The 20536-nt window shown below is 71.0% G+C and carries 12 protein-coding genes; 10 read left to right on the forward strand and 2 right to left on the reverse strand.

Features of this window, described 5'->3' with window-relative positions:
• The first annotated feature begins 64 nt into the window (after positions 1 to 64).
• From CUC05_RS07990 to CUC05_RS08020, 7 genes are all read left to right on the forward strand, one after another.
• Positions 65 to 1480 (forward strand): hypothetical protein, encoded by a 1416-nt coding sequence (locus tag CUC05_RS07990; RefSeq protein ID WP_108665560.1) that lies wholly within the window; start codon positions 65 to 67, stop codon positions 1478 to 1480.
• Positions 1481 to 1511: 31 nt separating this feature from the next.
• The gene (locus tag CUC05_RS07995) at positions 1512 to 3221 is read left to right on the forward strand and encodes a CRTAC1 family protein (RefSeq protein WP_108665561.1); all 1710 of its coding nucleotides are present in this window, start codon (positions 1512 to 1514) and stop codon (positions 3219 to 3221) included.
• 98 nt (positions 3222 to 3319) lie between these two features.
• On the forward strand, positions 3320 to 4402 hold the full coding sequence (locus CUC05_RS08000) for a hypothetical protein (RefSeq protein ID WP_157965350.1): 1083 nt from the start codon (positions 3320 to 3322) through the stop codon (positions 4400 to 4402).
• Between the two features lie 84 nt (positions 4403 to 4486).
• Positions 4487 to 9979: a DUF7933 domain-containing protein gene (locus CUC05_RS08005; RefSeq protein WP_170127953.1), complete on the forward strand. Its 5493-nt coding sequence runs from the start codon at positions 4487 to 4489 to the stop codon at positions 9977 to 9979.
• Positions 9980 to 10043: 64 nt separating this feature from the next.
• Positions 10044 to 11105 carry a DegT/DnrJ/EryC1/StrS family aminotransferase gene (locus CUC05_RS08010; RefSeq protein ID WP_108665564.1) on the forward strand — a complete coding sequence of 354 codons (1062 nt, stop codon included), beginning with the start codon at positions 10044 to 10046 and terminating at the stop codon, positions 11103 to 11105.
• A 47-nt stretch (positions 11106 to 11152) separates the two neighbouring features.
• On the forward strand, positions 11153 to 12439 hold the full coding sequence (locus CUC05_RS08015; protein WP_108665565.1) for a nucleotide sugar dehydrogenase: 1287 nt from the start codon (positions 11153 to 11155) through the stop codon (positions 12437 to 12439).
• Positions 12440 to 12442: 3 nt separating this feature from the next.
• Positions 12443 to 13366, forward strand: a complete 924-nt coding sequence (locus CUC05_RS08020; RefSeq protein ID WP_108665566.1) for an NAD-dependent epimerase/dehydratase family protein — start codon at positions 12443 to 12445, stop codon at positions 13364 to 13366.
• A gap of 25 nt (positions 13367 to 13391) precedes the next feature.
• On the opposite strand, the gene CUC05_RS08025 is transcribed toward CUC05_RS08020, so the two are convergent.
• Positions 13392 to 14423, reverse strand: a complete 1032-nt coding sequence (locus CUC05_RS08025; RefSeq protein ID WP_108665567.1) for an aldo/keto reductase — start codon at positions 14421 to 14423, stop codon at positions 13392 to 13394.
• Between the two features lie 197 nt (positions 14424 to 14620).
• Here CUC05_RS08025 and CUC05_RS08030 point away from each other — a divergent pair, with 197 nt between their 5' ends.
• On the forward strand, positions 14621 to 17200 hold the full coding sequence (locus tag CUC05_RS08030) for a cell wall-binding repeat-containing protein (RefSeq protein ID WP_157965351.1): 2580 nt from the start codon (positions 14621 to 14623) through the stop codon (positions 17198 to 17200).
• A gap of 251 nt (positions 17201 to 17451) precedes the next feature.
• Positions 17452 to 18276 carry a M15 family metallopeptidase gene (locus CUC05_RS08035; protein WP_108665569.1) on the forward strand — a complete coding sequence of 275 codons (825 nt, stop codon included), beginning with the start codon at positions 17452 to 17454 and terminating at the stop codon, positions 18274 to 18276.
• Positions 18277 to 18280: 4 nt separating this feature from the next.
• Here CUC05_RS08035 and CUC05_RS08040 read toward each other — a convergent pair whose 3' ends face one another.
• Entirely contained in the window at positions 18281 to 18682 is a 402-nt protein-coding gene (locus CUC05_RS08040) for a response regulator (protein WP_157965352.1), read from the reverse strand.
• Between the two features lie 58 nt (positions 18683 to 18740).
• On the opposite strand from CUC05_RS08040, the gene CUC05_RS08045 reads away from it, so the two are divergent.
• Positions 18741 to 20528, forward strand: coding sequence for an O-antigen ligase family protein (locus tag CUC05_RS08045; RefSeq protein WP_157965353.1), 1788 nt, complete (start codon positions 18741 to 18743; stop codon positions 20526 to 20528).
• Positions 20529 to 20536: the final 8 nt, after the last annotated feature.

Genomic DNA, 20536 nt, shown 5'->3' on the forward strand with positions numbered 1-20536 from the left:
CGAGTCTAGTGCCGGCACGCGGCAGCCCGCCGCTACGCTGCCAGCCCGACCGAAAGGACCCCTGGTGCCCATCCGCCTGCTCGTCTCCCTGCTGCTCGTCCTCGTGGCTGGCTGCACGACGACGCCCGACGCTTCGCCGCCCTCCGGCGAGGCCGACGGACGGGCTGACGAGGATGCGGCGAACGGGGTTGACGACGACACGCCGCTGGTCGACGCGCCGGACGGGGTCATCGTCTACGCGGGGGCGGACGAGGACGGCACGGCCACCGGCGACCTTGTGGTGGCGCTGCCCGATGGGACCGAGCTGTACCGCGCCGAGGGGCGCGACACGCCGGTCTATCCCGTCCCCACCGGGTTCCCCGACCGCGCGTGGCTGCTGGCGGAGTCGCCCGAGGGCGGTCTGGAGGTCGGCCTGCTGGACGTCACGGCACTGGGGGTGCGTGGGCTCGACCTGCCCGCAGCCGACTGGCAGGTCCCACGTCCAGGCTCCGCGCGTGTGGTCGACCGATACGCGGCGCTGGTGGCGCCCGGACAGGCTGTTGCGCTGGTGGACCTCGGCGCAGGGACCGCCACGGTGCTCGACATCGTCCCGGAGCCGAGCGTGGCCTCGCTCTCTCCTGACGGCACCACGCTGCTGATCGGGGGGGCGCAGGCTGGCGCGTTGGTCGAGACCGCCGACCCGACACGAGTCCTGCCGCTGGACGTGACGCCGATCGAGTGGCTGGATGGCGGAACACGGCTGCTGGTGGAGGCTGACCCCGGCCCCGGTGTGCTGACCCTTGCCGACGGCAGCATCACTTCGGTTGGCGTGGCCAGGCCCCGTTCGGCCGTGCCGACCAGCGAGGACACCATCATCGCCGAGGTTGACGGTCAGCTGGTCCTCACCGACCTCGACGGCGCCAACCCGCAGCCGCTGGCTGACGCGGTCGGCGGCACGCTGGTGGTCGACCCCGGGGGGGAGGCGGTTGTCACCGACACCCCGGACGGGCTGATGTGGGTGCCGCTGGACGGCGGACAGGCGACGCCCATCGGCCCCTCGACCCTTCAGGTCGTCGCCTGGCCGGGACCCAGCGGTCCACGGGTCGCATGGTTCGGCCTGTCCGGCGAACGCGGAGCACCGCTGGTCGGCGTGGACCTGGCCACAGGCGCGGTGTCGGCGGTCGCGCCCGACGTCCAGGGCGACGAGTGGGCCACGTTCGACCTGTCGGGCTTGGCGCTGACCGACGACTGGCGCACCGGCCTCGTGCCGCTCCGCAACGGTCTGCACACCGACTTGCTCTACGTGGGCCTCGACCGCCCGGCATCCCTCGTGGTCAGCGGGAACGGAGTGACCGGCGATCTCTCACCGGACGGCACCCTGCTCGTCACGTCCCGAGCGACCGACGACGCCGCGGTTGTTGTCGGCATCGGAGGGCCCGGTGGCGCAATAGTGGTCGAGGTGGGCGCTGGGACCGACCCGGTCTGGCTGCCCGTCGAATGAGCACTCTGCTCGACACCGAGGACACCCATCGATGACCCTTCACCGCCTGACGCTCGCCGGGCTGGCGCTCGTCCTGTGCACCACCGCCTGCACCGGGACCGACACCGGGGCCGATTCCGTCGAGGGCGCGGTGGAAGGCATGTCGGCCACCACCGACACACCGGTGGCCACCGGTGCCGCATCTCCGGTGGAGCCCCCAACCGCTGCGCTGGTCGACGGCCCGGACCGCACCCACGAGGGCCCCGTTCGGCTGAGGTTCACCGACATCACCGAGCCGGCTGGGGTCGGGCTGCTGCACGAGAGCCCCCTGGACGACAAGGACGATGGCCGTCGGTTCATGGGCGGCGCGGCCGCGGCGGACCTCGACAACGACGGGTTCACCGACCTGTTCGTCCTTGGCGGTGGCAACCGGCCCGACGCGCTGTACCGCAACAACGGGGACGGCACCTTCACCGACGTCGCCGCCGAGGCCGGTGTCGACGCGCCCCACATCGGCGCCGGTGCGACCATGGCCGACTACGACGGGGACGGGTGGGTCGACATCTACGTGACCAGTCACGGTCCCCCGGACGCTCGCGGGCCCGGCGCGCATCGCCTGTGGCACAACGAGGGGGACGGCACGTTCACCAACCGCGCATCCGAGGCCGACGTCGCCTGGACCACCAGCGTCAACGCCGACGGGTTCGGTGCCGCGTTCAGTGACTACGACCTGGACGGCGACCTGGACCTGTTCGTCGCCGGCTGGCGTCGTGACACCGACAGCAACCGACTGTTCCGCAACGAGGGGGACGGCACATTCACCGACGTGACTGAGGACCTTGGGATCAACAACGAGGGCGTCAGGGGGTTCGGCCCGTGCTGGACGGACCTCGACGGCGACCGCGATCCCGACCTGCTCCTGGTGGCCGATTTCGGGACCACGCAGGTGTACCGCAACGACGGCGCGGACGGCTTCGTGGAGGTCCGCGACGAGATGGGCATCGGCCTCAACGACGCCCAGGCCATGGGCACGTTCGTTGCCGACCTCACCGGCGACGGCCTCCTGGACTGGTATGTCACCGCCATCCACGACGATGACGACGTCGGCAGGGGCCTTGGCAACATGCTCTTCGTCGCCCAGCCCGACGGGACGTTCCTCGAGCAGGGCGCATCGCTCGGTGTCGACGACGGCGGGTGGGGTTGGGGTGCGGTTGACGTCGACCTCGACCACGACGGTCGGCTGGACATAGTCGAGACCAACGGCTGGTCCCTGCCGTCCTACGAGGACGAGCCCTCGAAGGTCTTCATGAACCGAGGGGAGGTCTTCGAGGAGGTCGCGCTGGACGTCGGCCTGGACCACGTCGTTGACGGCCTGTCGGTCGTGCGGTTGGATGTGGAGAACGACGGAGACCAGGACATCGCGTTGACCGCGGCGAACGACCGGTTCGCGCTGTTCCGCAACGATCTCGACGGTGCCGGGACGGCGTGGCTGCGGATCTTCCTCGACACCAGCGACGATCCCGCTCTGGCCCCTCACGGGTTCGGCAGCCGGATCGTCGTCGAGGCCGGGGGGCAGCGCCAGGTCCGCCACCTCGACGGCTGCGCGAATTACCTCAGCAGCAACGAGCTGTCGGTGCACGTCGGATTGGGTGGAGCCGAGACCATCGACCGGGTCACCGTGGAATGGGCCGACGGGACCACGACCGAAGCGACCGACCTGGGCGTCAACCAGACGGTGACCCTGCGCCCCGACGGTTCGTGAACCTCGTGGCCTGTTTCGCGATGTAAGGGACACCACCTGTCCTGACGGTCTAGTGTCCCTCGCTGAGCCCGAATCCGAGACAAGGGTGTGAGGGAGACATGACTCTGCAGCGCGTGTTCGTGACCATGACCGTGGTGGCGCTGGCGTTCCTCGCCGTGCCCGCGGCGACCGGCCAGCCGATCGAGCGCCGAGGCCCCGAGGAGACCGAGTCCCGGGGGCTTGATGCCGGGGGCGGTGAGGAAGCCGCGGAGGAGGAGCAGGTATCCCGCTTCGACGACCAGGCATTCGCCGACCAGGTCATCCTCGACGACCTGATCGTCGACGGCAGCGCCTGCGTAGGGTTTGACTGCGTGAACGGTGAGTCGTTCGGTTTCGACACGATCCGGTTGAAGGAGAACAACCTCCGGATCAGGTTCTTCGACACGAGCACGTCGGCGAGCTTCCCGAGCAACGACTGGCAGATCACGGTCAACGACTCGACCAACGGCGGCGCGAACAAGTTCTCCATCGACGACATCGACGGCGGTCGCACCCCGTTCACGATCGAGGCAGGCGCGCCGTCGCATTCCCTCTACGTCGATGACGGTGGTCGCATCGGCTTGGGGACCAGCACGCCGGTGGTCGAGGTTCACCTCAAGGATGGCGATACCCCAACTGTGCGCCTCGAGCAGGATGGTTCGTCCGGCTTCACCGCGCAGACCTGGGACATGGCTGGTAACGAGACCAACTTCTTCATCCGTGACGTCACAAACGGTTCGCGTCTGCCCCTGCGCATCCGTCCCAACGCGCCGAGCAACTCGATCTACGTTGACGCGGATGGAGACATCGGGATGGGGACGTCCTCGCCCGAGGCCCCCCTCGACGTTGCTCGAAACGGCCTTGTGTACATGCGCCTGACCAACACCGAGACTGGAGGGGACGACTGGCAGTTCGCCACTCGCCAGACCGGATTCGCCCTCGGGAGCGGCGAGCTCGCTGACGGACTGATCATCCGGCGCATCGGCGCGGACGCTTCGCCCGAGCTGCGTTTGACCCCGGACGGTGCGCTCGTGCTCCACAACGGCGCTGCGCCCGTCGGGCCAGTGGCCGGGGCCATGTACTTCGACGGCGACACGTTCTGCGGCTACGACGGGACCACGTGGCACCCGTTGCAGGCTGCTGGCGACCAAACCTGCAGCTAGGGCGATCAGCGGCCAACGATGCCGCGGAGCACCGCCGCCGGGCACGCGCACCGCGTGCCCCACACCCTTCGAGGAGGGGCCCCGATGAGGTCGATTCGCCACCTGTTGCTCGTGACCGTCCTGGCCGCGGCGATGCTTGCCCTGCCGGCAGCGCCGGTGTCTGCACAGGAGCCGTACTCGCTGGACCTGGCCTTCGCGCCATCCACGATCGGGCCGACCAGCACAACGCGTGCCACGTGGACGCTGACCAACAACACCACCGGCCCGGTCGACCCCGTCGGGTTCGTCTCCATCCTCGATCCGGACGTCACCGTCCAGGACCCGGCATCCGCGACGACCACGTGTGCCCAAGCCACCGTCACCGCGCTGCCGGGGTCCAGCCAAGTGGAGTTGTCCGACGCCAAGCTCGGGGCCGGTCAGTTCTGCCGGGTGACCGTCGACGTCACCGCCAGCGTCGTCGACACCCACTTCAACGACCCAGGGTTCGTGACCACCGGCAACAACGGTCCTCCCTTGTTCGCCGGTGAGGTCGGGACGGTCCCGCTCACCGTCGATGGCGGTGTTCCCGGCATCACCAAGTCCTTCTCCCCCCTCGGCCGGGTGATGGACCGAGGGTTGGCACCCGGCTACCAGCAGGGCGACGACATCGTCCTGACCATCACGTTCGACAACTCGAGAAACGGGGCTGTCGAGAGCAACCTGTTCGTGACCGACCCGCTCCCGGCAGGCCTCGTCGTGGCCGATCAGTCGAACGCCTTCACCAACTGCAACGCTGGGCCGTTCCAGTTCGCGAGCGTTGACGCCGTCCCGGGCTCCAGCAGCGTCAGCCTTCTCAACGGGGCAGTCGACGTCGAGTCCTCCTGCGTCGTCGAGGTGGTCCTGACAGCAACGCGGCCGATGGACGCCGTCAACCGCACCGATCAGGCTGGCTCCGGGGACATCGGCTTCGCCGTGGCGGCCATCTCCGTGGAGGCGCTCGACTTCCGCAAGGCCTTTCTCGACGGCGTGGTGGCGCCCGGGGGCGTCACCACGGTCGAGTTCACCATCGACAACCGCACGGGGTCGCAGCTTGCCGATGGCACGTTCACCGACGACCTCGACGCCATGCGGACGGGTACGACCATCGCCGGTGGGCTCCCGACGGATCCCTGCGGCCTCGGGTCGACCCTGTCCTTCGCCGGGGGAGTGCTCGAGCTCGCCGACGCCTCCCTGGCCGCGGGAGCCTCGTGCACCTTCGAGGTTGCCGTCCAGCTGCCCGGCGGCGAGCTCGTCGGGCAGGTGCTGACCAACACCACTTCGGACTTCACCGCGATGGGGACCTCGGACCCGGGAGGTGGCGGCGACGGCCGCCCCGGCGAAGACGGCCCCGTCGTCATTCCCGCGGCCTCCGACGACATCGTCGTCCGCTACCTGCCCATCGCGTCCAAGGAGTTCGTGGACGACCCGGTCGGCCCGGGCGACCAGGTCACGCTCGAGTTCACGCTGGAGAACCCGGACTCGACCACGGCGATGACCGACGTGTCGTTCACCGACCTGCTCACTGACATCTTCGCGTTCCCGGTGACGGTCGACCTGCCGACGGACCCCTGCGGGCCGAGTTCGGAGATCACGCTCGTGTTCCCGGCGACGGAGACACAGGCGCTGGCCTTCAGCGACGACTCGTTGGAACCCTCGCAGGTCTGCACCTTCCAGGTGGTCATCACTGTCGGTGACTCCATCGCCGGGGGGCTCTACACCAATACCGTGTCGGACCTCACTGCCACCGTCGCAGGGGCGCTCGTGAACACCCGAGCGTTCTCCGACGACCTGCTCGTCGTCGGCGCGCCATCGGTACGGCTCGCCGTGACCAACAACCCCGTCCCGGCCGGCGGGACAGCGACCGTCGAGTTGGAGATCATCGCCGACGACAGCAGCGGCACCGCCAACGACATCGCATTCGACATCCAGCTGCCCGGTGACGTCACGGTCGGCGCCGGCGGCCTGCCCGCCGACATCTGCGGCGGCGCCAACGGCACGTTGACGTTCCTGGCGCCGGACATCGTCCTCGATGGGGTCAGCCTGGACCCCGGCGAGTCGTGTGTCATCACGCTCGACCTGACGGTGGACGCTGGTGCCAACCCGAGCCTCTACACCGTCCAGACGACAGTGCCCACCGCAACCGTCGACGGCGTGGCAGTCGAGGGCGTCCCTGCTGCGGACGACATCGACGTCCCGGGCATTGTCCTGACGAAGGACTTCACCGACGACCCGGCACTGCCGGGTGGTGAGACGACGCTGGAGTTCACCCTCGAGAACGTCACATCGGGTACCGACTACGACGAGATCCTCTTCACCGACAGCGTCTCTGCCGCGGTCAGCGGCGCCACCATCACCAGCGCCGACCAAGCCGCCTGTGGCGGCACCGCCCAGACCATCGGCGGGAACTTCCTCTTCTTCTCCGGCGGCGCCGTCCCTGCAGGCGGAACGTGCAGCTTCTCCGTGTCCATGGCGGTTCCTGCTGGGACCGCTGACGGCGACTACCGCAACACGACCTCGTCGGTCAGTTATCAGAACCCGGCCAACGATGCCCTCGTCGGCATGCCGGCCACCGACGTCCTGATCGTCGACAAGACTCTGATCGACGCCACCAAGGCCTTCCTCGACTTCCCCGTCCGGGCCGGCGACCTCGTCGACCTCGAGTTCACACTCACCAACACCAGTGACACACTGACCATCGATGAAGTCGGCTTCACCGACGACCTGACTGCAGTCCTTCCCGGCCTGGAGGCCATCGGGCTGCCGGCCGCCGACGTGTGCGGGGCCGGCTCCCAGGCCACTGGTACCGACGTCATCACCGTGACCGGCGGCACCCTTGCCCCCGGTGCCGGCTGCACGTTCTCCGTGACCCTCCAGGTGCCGGCCAGCGCCGCTGCCGGTGGCACCTTCCCCAACCAGACCAGCATCGTCACCGGAGAAACCGTTGGTGACGATCTTGCCGTCGTGGGTGACCCGGCGATGGATGACCTGTTGGTCTCCAGCGAGGTCGCCTTCGACAAGGCCTTCTCCGGGCCGGTTGTCCCGGGCGGCACCGTGACGCTGCAGTTCTCGATCGCCAACGACAACCCGTCGGCCGTGGCCGCGTTGCGGTTCACCGACGACCTCGAGGCCGTCCTCCCCGGTCTCGCCCCCACCGGGGCACTGCCGACCGCGCCCTGCGGTCCCGGATCGTCCGTGGCCTTCGCCGGGGGGCTTCTCACCCTCGATGACGGATCGGTCCCAGACGGGGAGCTCTGCACGTTCGGCGTCACCTTGCTGGTGCCGGCGACCGCGGCACCGGGCACCTACAGCAACGTCACGTCCGACCTCCAGAGCGGCGGCATCCCGGTCGCCATGCCGGCCGAGGCCGACCTCGCCGTCGAGCCGCCGCCGCTGTTCACCAAGGCCTTCGCGCCCAACCCGATCGGGCAGGGCGACGCCACAACGGCGACCTACACGATCGACAACACCGTCAGCCTGCTCGACGCCACGGGGCTTGACTTCACCGACACCCTGCCCGCAGGACTGAGTGTGGCCGACCCTGCCAATGCCTCGACCACCTGCACTGGGGGGACCTTCACCGCGGTTGCCGGGTCGACGACCATCGCCTACACCGGCGGCACCGTCAACGCGGGTGACATGTGCACCATCATGGTCGACATCTCCGGTGACGTCGGCGGCGTGTACGTCGACGAGACCGGCGAGCTGACCTCATCGTCCGGCAACAGCGGCACGGCCACCGACACCCTCGTCGTGCGCATCCCGCCGACCCTGAACAAGGACTTCCTGGCCGACACAATCACGCTCGGCGGCACCACCACGCTCATCCTGACGCTGGACAACACCGCCAACGGTGCGGCCGTGGAGATCCTCGACCTGACCGACACGCTCCCAGCGGGCATGACGATTGCCAGCCCGGCCAGCGCCATCTCGACCTGCATCGGCGGCACCCTGTCGGCGCCGGACGGCGGCTCGACGATCACCTTCGGCGGCGGGGACGTGCCCGGCACGGGGACCTGCCAGGTCGAGGTGGACGTGACCACCGACGCCGTCGGCACGCTGACCAACACCACCGACCCGCTCGTGACCGCCAACGGCGTGGAAGCGGGCGCCTCCGCAGACCTGACCACCCAGTCCGCACCCGTGACCCCGCCCGCCACCGTGGCCGACCTGTCCATCGAGGCCTCGGCCCGACCGATCGTGGTCGTGCCCGGAAGCTCGAGCGCAGTCACCTTCACCATCACCAACGAGGGCCCCAACACTTCCACGGGGGTCGTGGAGTACACGATCCCCGACGGCGTGACGGTCAACGACGTGATCGGGTGCACCGAACCACCGGTCGAGCAGGTCTGCGCGCTGCCGACACTCCGTGCGGGCCGGTCCGTCGAGGTCACCCTGCTCACCACCCACGCGGAGGAGGGCACTGACACCTTCTCCGCGACGGTGGTCGGCAACAACGACCCGATCGGCGACAACGACACCGCCAGCATCGACGTCTTCGTCCGCCAAGCAGAGGGTCTTTCGGCCGACCTGATCCAGGCGGCCATCGAGATGTCCCGCGAGCGGTTCGGGTCCGCCGGTGGCTTCGCGCAGGACACCGACGCGGCGCACACGGCCAGTCACGTCGTTCTGGCTCGGGTCGACGTCTTCGCCGACGCCCTCGCCGGCAGCGTCCTGACCGGCGACGCCCCGCTGCTGTTCACGCAGGGGGCGATCCTGGACAACGATGTCGCACAGGAGATCCGGCGAGTCCTGCCGGCCGGGGGCACCGTCTACCTCCTCGGTGGCGAGGCGGCACTGTCCGCCACGGTCCACGACGCGGTCGAGGCGTACGGCTTCCAGGTCGTCCGCTTGGCCGGTCCGTCCCGCGTCGAAACCGCGCTGGCGGTGGCGGACGAGGCGCGCAGCCTGTACGGCGGCACCGACGTCGGCATCGCTCGGGCGTTCGGCACCGAGGACAACGAGACCGCGGCCTGGGCTGACTCGGTCACCGGTGGTGGCTGGGCTGCCGACACCGGGACACCGATCGTCCTGACCCCGACGGCGAGCCTGCATCCCGCGGTCGCCGAGTGGGTCGAGGCCAACGCCCCGACGGAACGGGTCGTGTTGGGCGGCACGGCGGCGATCTCCGACGCGGTTGCCACGGCGGTGAACGCCACGGAGCGCGTGCCAGGTGACGAGCGGGCTGGTACCGCCGTCGCGATCGCCCGTCAGCTGCGCGGTGTCGAACCCGAGGGCAGCCGGGCCTACCTCCTGATCAACGGCTTCGCCGACGACGGCTGGGGCTACGGAATGATCGCCGCGGGCCTCAGCGCGGACAGCGGCGCTCCGGTTCTGGTCACCCAGATCGACACCGCACCGCCGGCCACAGAGACCGAGCTGGATTCCTGCGCCCAGGAGCCCGTCAGCCTCCGGCGGGTCGCCCCGCCCGCGCAGCTCAGCGACGCGCTGCTCAGCCTGCTGGACAACCTCGACACCGAGGACTGCCCCGGCCAGACCGGTGGCGGCGATGGTGACGGGGGAGGCGGCGGTGCTCAGCCCTCGGACCAGGACATTCCCTGAGCGTCCTGCCCTTCGTCCGAGCACGCTGTGACTCGCGACCGCCCGCCGTGTGGAGGGCGGTCGCATGATTCACCTCTCCAGCCCCATCATCGGAGCCGAGGAGATCGAAGCCGTCACGCGCGTGCTGGCCTCCGGGATGCTCGCCCAGGGGCCGGAGGTCGCCGCCTTCGAAGAGGAGTTCTCCGCCCACGTGGACGGCCGCTCCTGCGTGGCGGTCAACGCGGGCACCACCGGCCTGCACCTGGCGATGCTGGCGTTGGGGATCGGACCGGGCGACGAGGTGATCGTGCCGTCCTTCACCTTCGCTGCGACGGCCAACGTGGTGCGGCTGTGCGGTGCGGAGCCGGTGTTCGTCGACATCGATCCGGTCTCGTTCTGCATGGACCCGGCCGCGGCCTCAGCGGCAGTGACCGCGCGCACGGCAGCCGTTGTGCCGGTGCACCTGTACGGGCACCCCGCCGACATGACGGCGATCGAGGCGCTGGCGGCACGTCACGGCCTCGCTGTCGTCGAGGATGCGGCGCAGGCCCACTTGGCTGCGTGGCACGACGTCCCGGTGGGTGCCCTGGGTGATGCCGCGATGTTCAGCTTCTATCCGACCAAGAACATGACCACGGGGGAGGGGGGAATGATCGTCGTCAAGGACGCGGCAGTGGCCAGGAAGCTGCGGTTGCTGCGCAACCAGGGGATGGAGGCGCGGTATGCCAACGAGATCGTGGGGTTCAACGCCCGGCTCACCGACATCGGCGGCGCCCTGGGCCGCGTCCAGCTCCGCAAGGTCGGAGGCTGGACAGCGACACGTCAGGCCAACGCGCGTGCCTTGGATGCCCGGCTGAGGGGAGTGACGCCCCCCACTGTGGTCAGCGGGGCCTCGCACGTTTATCACCAGTACACCGTGCGGGCAGCGGACCGTGACCGCTTGCTGGCACACCTGCGCAAGGCCGGAGTCGCTGCGGGCGTCTACTACCCGACGCCGGTGCACCGACTCCCGTCGTTCGGGCTGCGGTTGGACCTCCCGGAGACCGAACGTGCGGCCGAGGAAGTCCTGAGCCTGCCCGTTCGGCCGGACCTGACCGAGTCCGAGATCGAGACGATCATCGCCGCGGTCAACGACTGGGCCGTCTGACCAGTCCCGGAGCGGGAACCGGCATCGACGCCGGTAGCCTTGCCGGGATGACCGCACAGCAGCAGACCGAGGGCCCCCGTCGGGTCGCCGTCTTCGGACAGGGCTACGTCGGGCTGTCCGTCGCCTGTGCCGCCGCGACCGCCGGCTACGACGTGGTCGGCATCGACACCGACGGCGACCGGATCGCTGCCCTCCAGGACGGCACGCTGGCCGTCGCCGGTGTTCGGTCCGACGAGTTCGACACCGCCATCGCGACCCGGCGACTGGCGTTCACGACCGACGGGGCCCGCTGCGACGACGCCGACATCGTCCTGATCTGCGTCCCCACCCCGATCCTCGAACGGCTGCCCGACCTGTCGATGGTCGCCGCCGCCGGGCGGACGGTCGCTGAGCACATGAAGCCCGGCGCGCTGGTGGTGCTGGAGTCCACCACCTACGCCGGGACCACCGAGGACCTGCTCGCCCCCATCCTCGAAGCCGGCCACCGCGTGGCGGGGCAGGACTTCCTCCTCGCCTTCGCCCCCGAACGCATCGACCCGGGCAACACCACCTTCGCCTTCCACCAGATCCCCCGTGTCGTCGGGGGCATCGACAAGGCCTCCACTGACGCCGCCGTCGCCTTCTACGCCGACCTCGTCGACCACGTCCACCCCGTGTCGTCCACGAAGGCCGCCGAGCAGGCCAAGCTGCTGGAGAACACCTTCCGCATGGTGAACATCGCGATGGTCAACGAGTTCGCGATGCTCTGCGCCGACCAGGGCATCAGCCCGTGGGAGGTCATCGAGGCCGCCGACACCAAACCCTTCGGGTTCATGCCGTTCTACCCCGGCCCGGGCGTGGGTGGGCACTGCATCCCCATCGACCCGATCTACCTCACGTGGCAGTCACGGCGCGACGCCGGACGGCCGATCCGACTGGTCGAGCTGGCGCAGGACATCAACGCCGAGATGCCGGGCTGGGTCACCGACCGCATCGCCGAGGCCCTCAACGACCACGCCAAGCCCGTCCGCGGCTCGACCGTCCTCGCCATCGGCGTCACCTACAAGCCCGACGTCGGCGACCTCCGTGAGTCCGCTGCCCTCCAGGTCCTCCACGGACTGGCCCGCCGCGGTGCCGACATCAGCTACCACGACCCCCACGTCCCCTCGCTCACCGTCGGCGCGGACCACCTGACGTCGGTCGATCTGACGACCGAGGTCGTCGCCGCCGCCGACCTCGTCGCGATCCTCACCCCGCACCGCGCCGTTGACCTGGACCACGTCGTCGCGCACGCCGGGCTGGTCTTCGACGCCCGCAACGCCACCGGGGGCGGCCCGAACGTCGTGGTGCTGTAGCCCGTGCGGGTCCTCGTCACGGGAGGCGCGGGCTTCATCGGCGCCAACCTCGTCCGCACCCTCCTCGCCCGCGGCCACGAGTGCGCCGTCCTCGACAGCTTCGCGACGGGCAACCCGGCGTGGCTGGCCGACCTGCCCGTCGCCGTCCACCAGGGCGACGTGCGGCAGGCCGAGCTGGTCGACCGGCTGTCTGCCGGCGCCGACGCGATCGTGCACCTCGGCGCCGTCACCGGCTTGCCACCCTCCCTCCGCGACCCGGTGACCGCCCACCAGGTCAACGTCGGCGGCACCCTCAACGTCCTGCAGGCCGCACGCGCCCACGGAGGGCAGGTCCTGTTCGCCGGGTCGGCCGCCGTCTACGGCCCCACCCCGCCGCTGCCCACCGACGAGGACTGCCCGCCCAACCCGATCAGCCCCTACGCGGCCACGAAGCTGGCCGCCGAGCAGTACGCCCTGGCATGGTCGGCGTCCTACGGCGTCGACGTGCTGCCGCTGCGCTTCTTCAACGTCTACGGCCCCCTCCAGACCTCCACGCAGGCCTACGCCGCGGTGGTCCCGGCGTTCGTCGAGGCCGCCCTCGCCGGTCGCCCGCTGCCCGTCCACGGCGACGGGGGCCAGACCCGCGACTTCGTGCACGTCGACACCGTCACCGACGTCCTGGCCACCGCCATCGAGGGCCGGCTGACCAGCCGCGTGCCGGTCAACCTGGCGCTCGGCGAGGCCCACTCGTTGCTCGACGTCGCCGACACCCTTGCCGATGTCCTCGGCCGGCCGCTGGAGCGGGTGCACCTGCCGCCGCGCGACGGTGACGTCCGGCACTCCCGGGCGGACCAGGCCCGCCTGCGCGCGCTCGTGGGGGCCGTCCACCCCGTTGGCTTGCGGGACGGCCTGGCCTCCACCGTGGAGTGGGCCAGCGCCCAGCGGTGACGCTGACCCTGCCTCCTGCCGTGGGTCAGCGCTCCTCGGCGTAGCGCGGGACGTGGAAGTCGCTGACGCGGTCCAGCGCGTCGAGGTCCTCGGCGGGCAGGCCCTTGTCCAACCCGGTCAGGGTGCCCTTCAGCTGCGACGGTCGGTTGGCCCCGACGATGGGGGCGGTCACGAACGACTTGGACTGCTGCCACGCGATCGCTGCCGTGGCGGGGGAGATGTCGTTGCGCTCGGCGACGGCCACCAGCGTCTCGATGATGTCCCAGGTGCCGTCGGTGACCTTCTCCTCGGCGTTCTCCTCGGCCCGCACGCTGTCGGGCAGCTCCTGCCCGCGGCGGTACTTGCCGGTCAGCAGGCCGCCAGCCAAGGGGCTGTAGGGAACGACGCCGATGCCGTACCGCTCGCACATCGGCGCCAGCTCCCGCTCGACGTCGCCGCGGTTGGGGGACAGCAGGTTGTACTCGGGCTGCAGGCTGACGTAGCGCTCGAACCCGTTCGTGTCGGCGGCCCACAACGACTCCACGATCCGCCAGGCCGAGTAGTTGGAGCAGCCGATGTAGCGGACCTTGCCCTGGCGGACCAGGTCGGTGAACGCGCCGAGGGTCTCCTCGATCGGGACCAGCGGGTCGATCCAGTGGGCCTGGTACAGGTCGATGTGGTCGACCTGCAGCCGCCGAAGGCTGTCCTCGCACGCCTGCTGGATCCACTGCCGTGACAGCCCCTCGCGCTGGTGCACCGTCGAGCGGCCCTCGGAGAAGTTGACGCCCATGGCGCCGCGGACCTTGGTGGCCACGACGATCTGGTCACGGTTGCCGCGCGCCGTGATCCAGCGGCCGATGATCTCCTCCGACACCCCGCCGGCCTGCTCGGGACCGCCCATGCGGCCGGCCCAGGCGCTGTAGATGTCGGCGGTGTCGATGAACGTCCCTCCCATCTCGACGAAGGCGTCCATCACCTCCACCGATCCGGCCTCGTCGACCGACCAGCCGAACTGCATCGTCCCCAGCCCGACGTCGGACACGAAAAGGCCCGACCGGCCCAGCTGCACTTGCTCCATCGTTGTTCTCCCTGCGTTGGATCACGGTGGGACCGACACGTCGGCCTCGTGGAGGCCGACGCTACCCCGCACCGTCGAGCGGGCAACCGACGTCCGAGGGACCACACCCCCTCGAGTGCACCCCCGAGGACAGGCGGCGTCGACCGCCCCGTCAACTAGCATTCGCTGCCGAGTCCCGTCCTTCCTGGAGGAATCCTGTGCGTCGCCTTCCCGTAGTCCTGGTCCTGGCCCTGCTGGCCACGTTGGCCGCCGTGCCCCCTGCCAGCGCAGTGGGTGACGTGTCGGACACCATCAACATCCAGCTACCCGCCGGTGCCAACGACGCCCCGAGGCTGGCGTTGCGGCTGTCCCGCGCGACCTTCCCCGACGACGGGGCGGACCGTGTGCTGATCGCCACCGACGCCCAGTTCGCCGACGCGTTGACGTCCGGCACCCTCCAGGGCGACGACACGCCGTTGCTGCTGACCCCCTCCGACGACGTCCGCGCCGACGTGGTCACCGAGATCAACCGCCTGGGTGCGACCGAGGTCGTCCTGCTCGGCGGCGTCAACGCGCTGGACGAGACGGTGGAGGACGAGCTGTCCGACGCCGGACTGGACGTCGAGCGGGTCTCGGGCCCCACCCGCATCGAGACCGCCATCGAGGTCGCCAAGCTGGCGCCCGAGTCGACCACCGCCATCGTCTCCCGGGCGTTTCCCAGCGGGGCGGACGCCTCGCAGGCCTTCGCCGACTCGCTGTCCGCCGGTGCATGGGCTGCCGCAACCGGCTGGCCGTCGCTGCTGACCAGCACCGACGAGCTGCCCGAGACGATCCGCCAGGCCCTCGCGGACTCCGACATCGAGCGCGTCATGCTGCTCGGCGGTACCGCCGCGGTCAGCCCGACGGTCGAGGACGAGCTGGAGTCCCTCGGCGTCGACGTCGTCCGCGTCGCCGGTGCCACCCGCTTCGACACCGCCGTCGAGGTCGCCGAGCAGCGCGGGTTCGACAGCGCCGCCGACGCCGACCGCATCATCCTGGTCGAGGGCCAGGCCCCCGACGCGTGGGCCGCCGGGTTCGCCGCTGCCGCGCACAGCGCCACCTACGACGCGCCGGTCCTGCTGGCCAACGGCCCCACCCTGCCGCCGGCCACCGAGGCGTTCCTGCGGGCCAACACCTTCGCCGTCGACGTCGACGAGATCACCGAGCCGGTGCTGGTCTGCGCCGCCGACCCCGCAGCCTGCGACCTGGCTCGCGAGGCGCTGGGCCTGCCCACCGAGGCAACCCTGGAGCTGGACGAACCCGAGGACGGCGTCCCCTCCCGCAGCACCCTCGTCGGGTTCCTCGAGCTGTTCGGGGCCGACGCCGACGTCGTCGTGTTCGGCCCCTGCGTCACCGACGGCCTCGTGATCGTCGGCGACGACGGCAGCTTCGGGCTGGACGTGCAGGCCAGCGAGGGCGTCTGCCCGCTGGAGTTCGAGATCCGCTTCGGCAACGGGACGCTGCAGAGGATCAGCCGGACGATCCTCGTCGGCCCGGCCGAGCCGCTGACCGGCCCGGTCGTGGACACCGAGACCGGTGGCGACGCCTACACCATCGTCCCGGAGGACGCCGACGCCCCCGTGGTCGTCACCTACTCCGCCGCCGATGACTTCTTCGTCGACGGACAACCCGCCACCATCGGCGCGTTCGAGGCCGCCGTCACGGTCGCCGACGTCGCCACGTTCCGCGCCGACAACGCCAGCGGCACCATCCACGAGCTGGTCAACGTCGACCCGAGCAGCATCACCGACGGCATCGTCGGCAACATCGACCAGTCCGCCGGCACGATGGCGATCGTGGAGCCCGTCACCGGTGTGGCGCTGCGTCCCGGCATCGTCCTGCCGGCGGAGCCCACGCTCGTCGTCGACGGCGGCGACGTCGACCGGGAGACCTTCGACGCCAACATCAACGAGGGCGACGAGATCGCCCTGACCGCCACCGGGGCCAGCCTGACCAACCGGACCGTCATCGGCAGCGTCAGCCGGCTGGACATCGACGCCGTGTCGGGCATCATCCGCGTGGCCATCGGCGGGCTCGGCGACGACCACGCCAACGCCGAGGACGACCTGTACCGCCTGCTGGAGAGCGACGAGCAGACCCGCTACACCGTCGACGGCACCACCGCGGACTTCGACACCGCCGTCGCGGCCCTGTCCCCGGGTGACACGGCCAGCTACCGGCGCGCGAACGGCATCGCCCGCCTGACCGTGACCAACCGCGCGGTCGCGCCCGTCGAGGGGCTGGTCACCGAGACCTACGACCCCGACGGTTCGCCCGTGGCCCCCGAACCCAGCGACGGTGGCGAGCTGACCGTCCTGACCGCCACCGGCCGTGTCGACCTGAGCTACTCCTCGGGCGCGGTGTTCCGCCTGGACGGCGCCATCGCCACCGAGGCGGAGTTCGAGGCGGCACGCACCCCCGGTGACGCCGTCGTCTACCAGGCGCCCGACGCCGCGACGGACACCCCCGAGTCGTTGTCGCTGGAGACCGGTGACCTCATCGGCGACCTGGCCGACATCACCGAGGGCGACAACACCTTCGACGTGGTGACCCTCGCCGGTGTGGTCTACGACGACCTCGACTACAGCGCCGCGATCTTCGGTGGCGAGTCGGTCTTCGAGGCCGACGGCTCCGACATCACGATGCGCGAGTTCGAGGACCTGCTCGGCCTGATCGACGACGGCGAGGAGACGGCCACCGTCATCGTCCGCCCGTTCGCCGGCGACACCCTCCACCGCCTGACCTTCATCGACGCGTAGCTGCCCATCCGGGTGCTGGCCGACTCGGTTGGGCCGGCCAGCTCCCGGAGGTGTGTCGCCGAACCGGCCACCCGTCGCCGTTGGCCGACACACGTGACGATCGGCCCGACTCGGCTCCGGGCCGTGTGTCGTCGAAGCGGCCACCAGTCGCGATTGGGCGACACACCCGCGGGGTGCGCCCGACCCACCCGAGCCGAGGCTGACGGGGGTGCTCAGCTCGCGGGTTCTCCGGCCGATGGGGAACCTGCGACATGCGAAGCGACCTCGGCCTGCACACGATCGGTCAGCGCCTTGCCGGCCTGGCTGACGTCGGCGTGTCCCCACGCACCCGCGCGGCACAGGCCGCGCCCTCGGCCACCGCGTTCGCTGACGCCCTCCAGGCCGAGCTCGACGCCGTCGCACCCGGCCGGGTCGGGACCACACCACTCGGGTTCGACCAGCTGGCCACCGCCGCGACGGCCGTCCCCGCGCCGTCCTGGCTGGACACCGTCGGGCAACGACCCGTCGCGCTCGGCCAGGGCGTCCGGCTGACCGGCACCGAGTCGGTGATCGTGCCCAGCGCCGGCGCCGCCACCGTCGAGGAGCTGCTCGGCATCGGCACGTCGGCCGCACCGGCGGTCGACCACGCCGACCACGCCGGCCACGCCGATCACGTCCACGAACCGGTCCAGCTGGACCGCAGCGGCCCACCCGCCGAGCTGCAGGCCTACGGCAACGGACGGATCCCGCCCGACGCGCTGGCCCCCGTCGGGGTGGGCGACCACCGCCTGTGGGCCCCCGCCGCCCACGGCTTCCAGGACCTCGTCGCCGCCGCGGAGGCAGAGGGCATCACCATCGGCGTCAACTCCAGCTATCGCTCCTACGAGGGCCAGGTGGAGATGGTCGAACGCTACGGCCTGTACAGCCGGGGCGGCCGCGCCGCACAGCCGGGCACGTCCAACCACGGCTGGGGGGTCGCCATGGACCTGCAGCTCGACGACCGGGCCCTGTCGTGGATGCGCGACAACGCCGAACGGTTCGGGTTCGTCGAGGACGTCCCACGCGAACCCTGGCACTGGACCTACTACGGGTCCTGACGGCTCACGGGCCCTGATCGGCCACGACCGCTGACCACGCGTCCAGGATCGGCTGCAGGTCAAGCTTGTCCACAACGGTGGCGCCGATGGCGGTTGCCTCGGCCATGACCGAGTCGTCGACGTGTGCGGTCATCAGGAACAACGTCGGCGGCCGGTCGGCCTCGGCGGCACGCCGCAGGATGTCGATGCCGGAGGTGCCGCCGTCCAGCCGCCGGTCGGCCACGACCATCGTGAAGGCCATCTCGCCGTCGAGCATCCCCAGCGCCTGCTCGGTGGAGGCCGCCTGCTCGACGTTCCCGCCCAGCTCGATCAGCTGCAGCACCGCGAGCATGCGCATGGCGTCGTCGTCGTCGACGACCAAGCAGGCAGGGTCACCGACGACCACACGAGCGGGGGAGGTGTCCACGCAGCCCTTCCGGGGGGTCCGACGGTCTGGCGGGCAGAACTCTATAGGGTGGTCGCCGATGACTGGCCGCTGGTCGACGCAGCTACGGCTGGCGGCACCGGCGCTGCCGGTCGCCGTGGCCGTCCTGGCGTTCTGGCGTGCGTCGGTCGACGTGTTCAACACCGCCAAGGCCACGGCCGTGGTCGTTGGCGTCCTCCTCCTGCTCATCGGCAGCTGCCTGGGCGCGGTCGCCACCGGCCGGGCGAGACTGCCCACGGGCCGCTGGGTGGCCGCCGGCGGGGCCGTCGTCGCCGCGCTGTCGGTGGCGGTGCTGACGGGTGGGGACGTCGTCCGGCAGCTGGTCGGCGCGCCCGGACGCCACGGTGGCTGGGTGCTGTACGTCGCCTGTGTGGTCCTCGCGATCCTCGCCGCACGACCCGACCGGGCCACCCGTCGGGGGATCGTGCTGGTGCTGGTCGCCACCGCCGTGCCGGTCGCGACCTACGCGCTGCTGCAGGCGGTCGACGTCGACCCGTTGCCGTGGACGACCGTCGAGGGCGGCGCACCGGTGTTCTCCACGTTCGGCAACGTCGACTTCGCCTCGGCATGGCTGGGGATGGTGGGCGTCCTCGCCGCGGGCATGGCCCTGTCGCCGTTGCGGTCCACGGGGATCCGCCGGCTGGGTGCGGTGGCCGCAGTCCTGTGCGTCGGTGCGGCGGTCGCCACGGGCAGCCTGCAGGGACCGGTCGTGCTGCTGGCGGGTGGCGCCGTGCTCGGCCTGCGGGCGTGGCAGCCCGCCCGGCGCACCGGCCTGCTCGTGACCGGCGTGACGTCGGTCGTGGTGGTCGGGCTGCTGCTCGGCCCGGCGTCGGGCGTGCTGGACGGGGCGCTGCGCAGCGTGGAGACCCGTCTGCCCAAGTGGCAGGCGGCGCTGGACATCGTCGCCGACGCACCGCTGACCGGACGTGGGCTGGACACCTACGGCGACTGGTTCTTCGCCGCCCGGGCACCGGAGGTGGCCGAGGAGTCCGGCCTGCGTCGCAGCGTCGACAACGCCCACAACCTGCCGCTCCACCTGCTGACCGGCGGCGGGATCGTGCTGGTGCTCGCGTGGCTGGTCTTCGTCGTGGCGCTGCCCGCCGTCGGCGTCGTCCGACGGCGGGATGCGGTGTGGGCCGATCCCGAGGACCTCGCCGTCGTGCTGGCCTGGGCGGGCTACCTGCTGCAGGCGATGGTGTCGATCGACGTGCCGCCGCTGGCCGCCACCGGGTTCCTGCTGACCGGGCTGGTCGCCGGCGTCGGGGGGCTGGCAGGGCAGCGCGAGGTCCGGGTCGTCGGGGCCCGGCCGGTCGGTGCGGTGGGCCTGGCGGCCGTGCTGCTGGTCGTGGCGTTGGTGCCGGTCCTGCGGCCGTGGCGTGCGGACCTGGTCGGGTGGGATGCCGCGGTCGCGCGGGCAGCCGTGGAGATCCCGCTGGCCGAGGCGGCGGTGACCCGTGCCTCGACCATCGCCCCCTGGGACGGGCGGTACCACGCCGCCCAGGGCGGCTGGCTGACGGGGTTGGGGTTGCTGGACGAGGCGTTGGCCCACCAGCAGGAGGCGCTGGCCCGGTCACCCCGGGACCTCGGCCATGCCCTCAACGTCGCCCGCCTGCTGGAGGCGCTGGGCCGTCGGGACGACGCCGCCGAGGCCTACGAGCTGGTGCTCGAGATCGACCCGCACACCCCCGCGGTTCGCGACGAGGTCGACGCGTTCCACGAGGACGGCCCCTCCTCCTCATCCGCGGGGGTGGCCAGTCCGTCCCCACCGGAGGGCGCCGGCGCGGTCACCGGTGACGGCTCGAGCATCGGCCCGCCGCCGGATCGCTGACCGGCCGC

Source organism: Euzebya rosea (assembly GCF_003073135.1).
GTDB lineage: Bacteria > Actinomycetota > Nitriliruptoria > Euzebyales > Euzebyaceae > Euzebya > Euzebya rosea.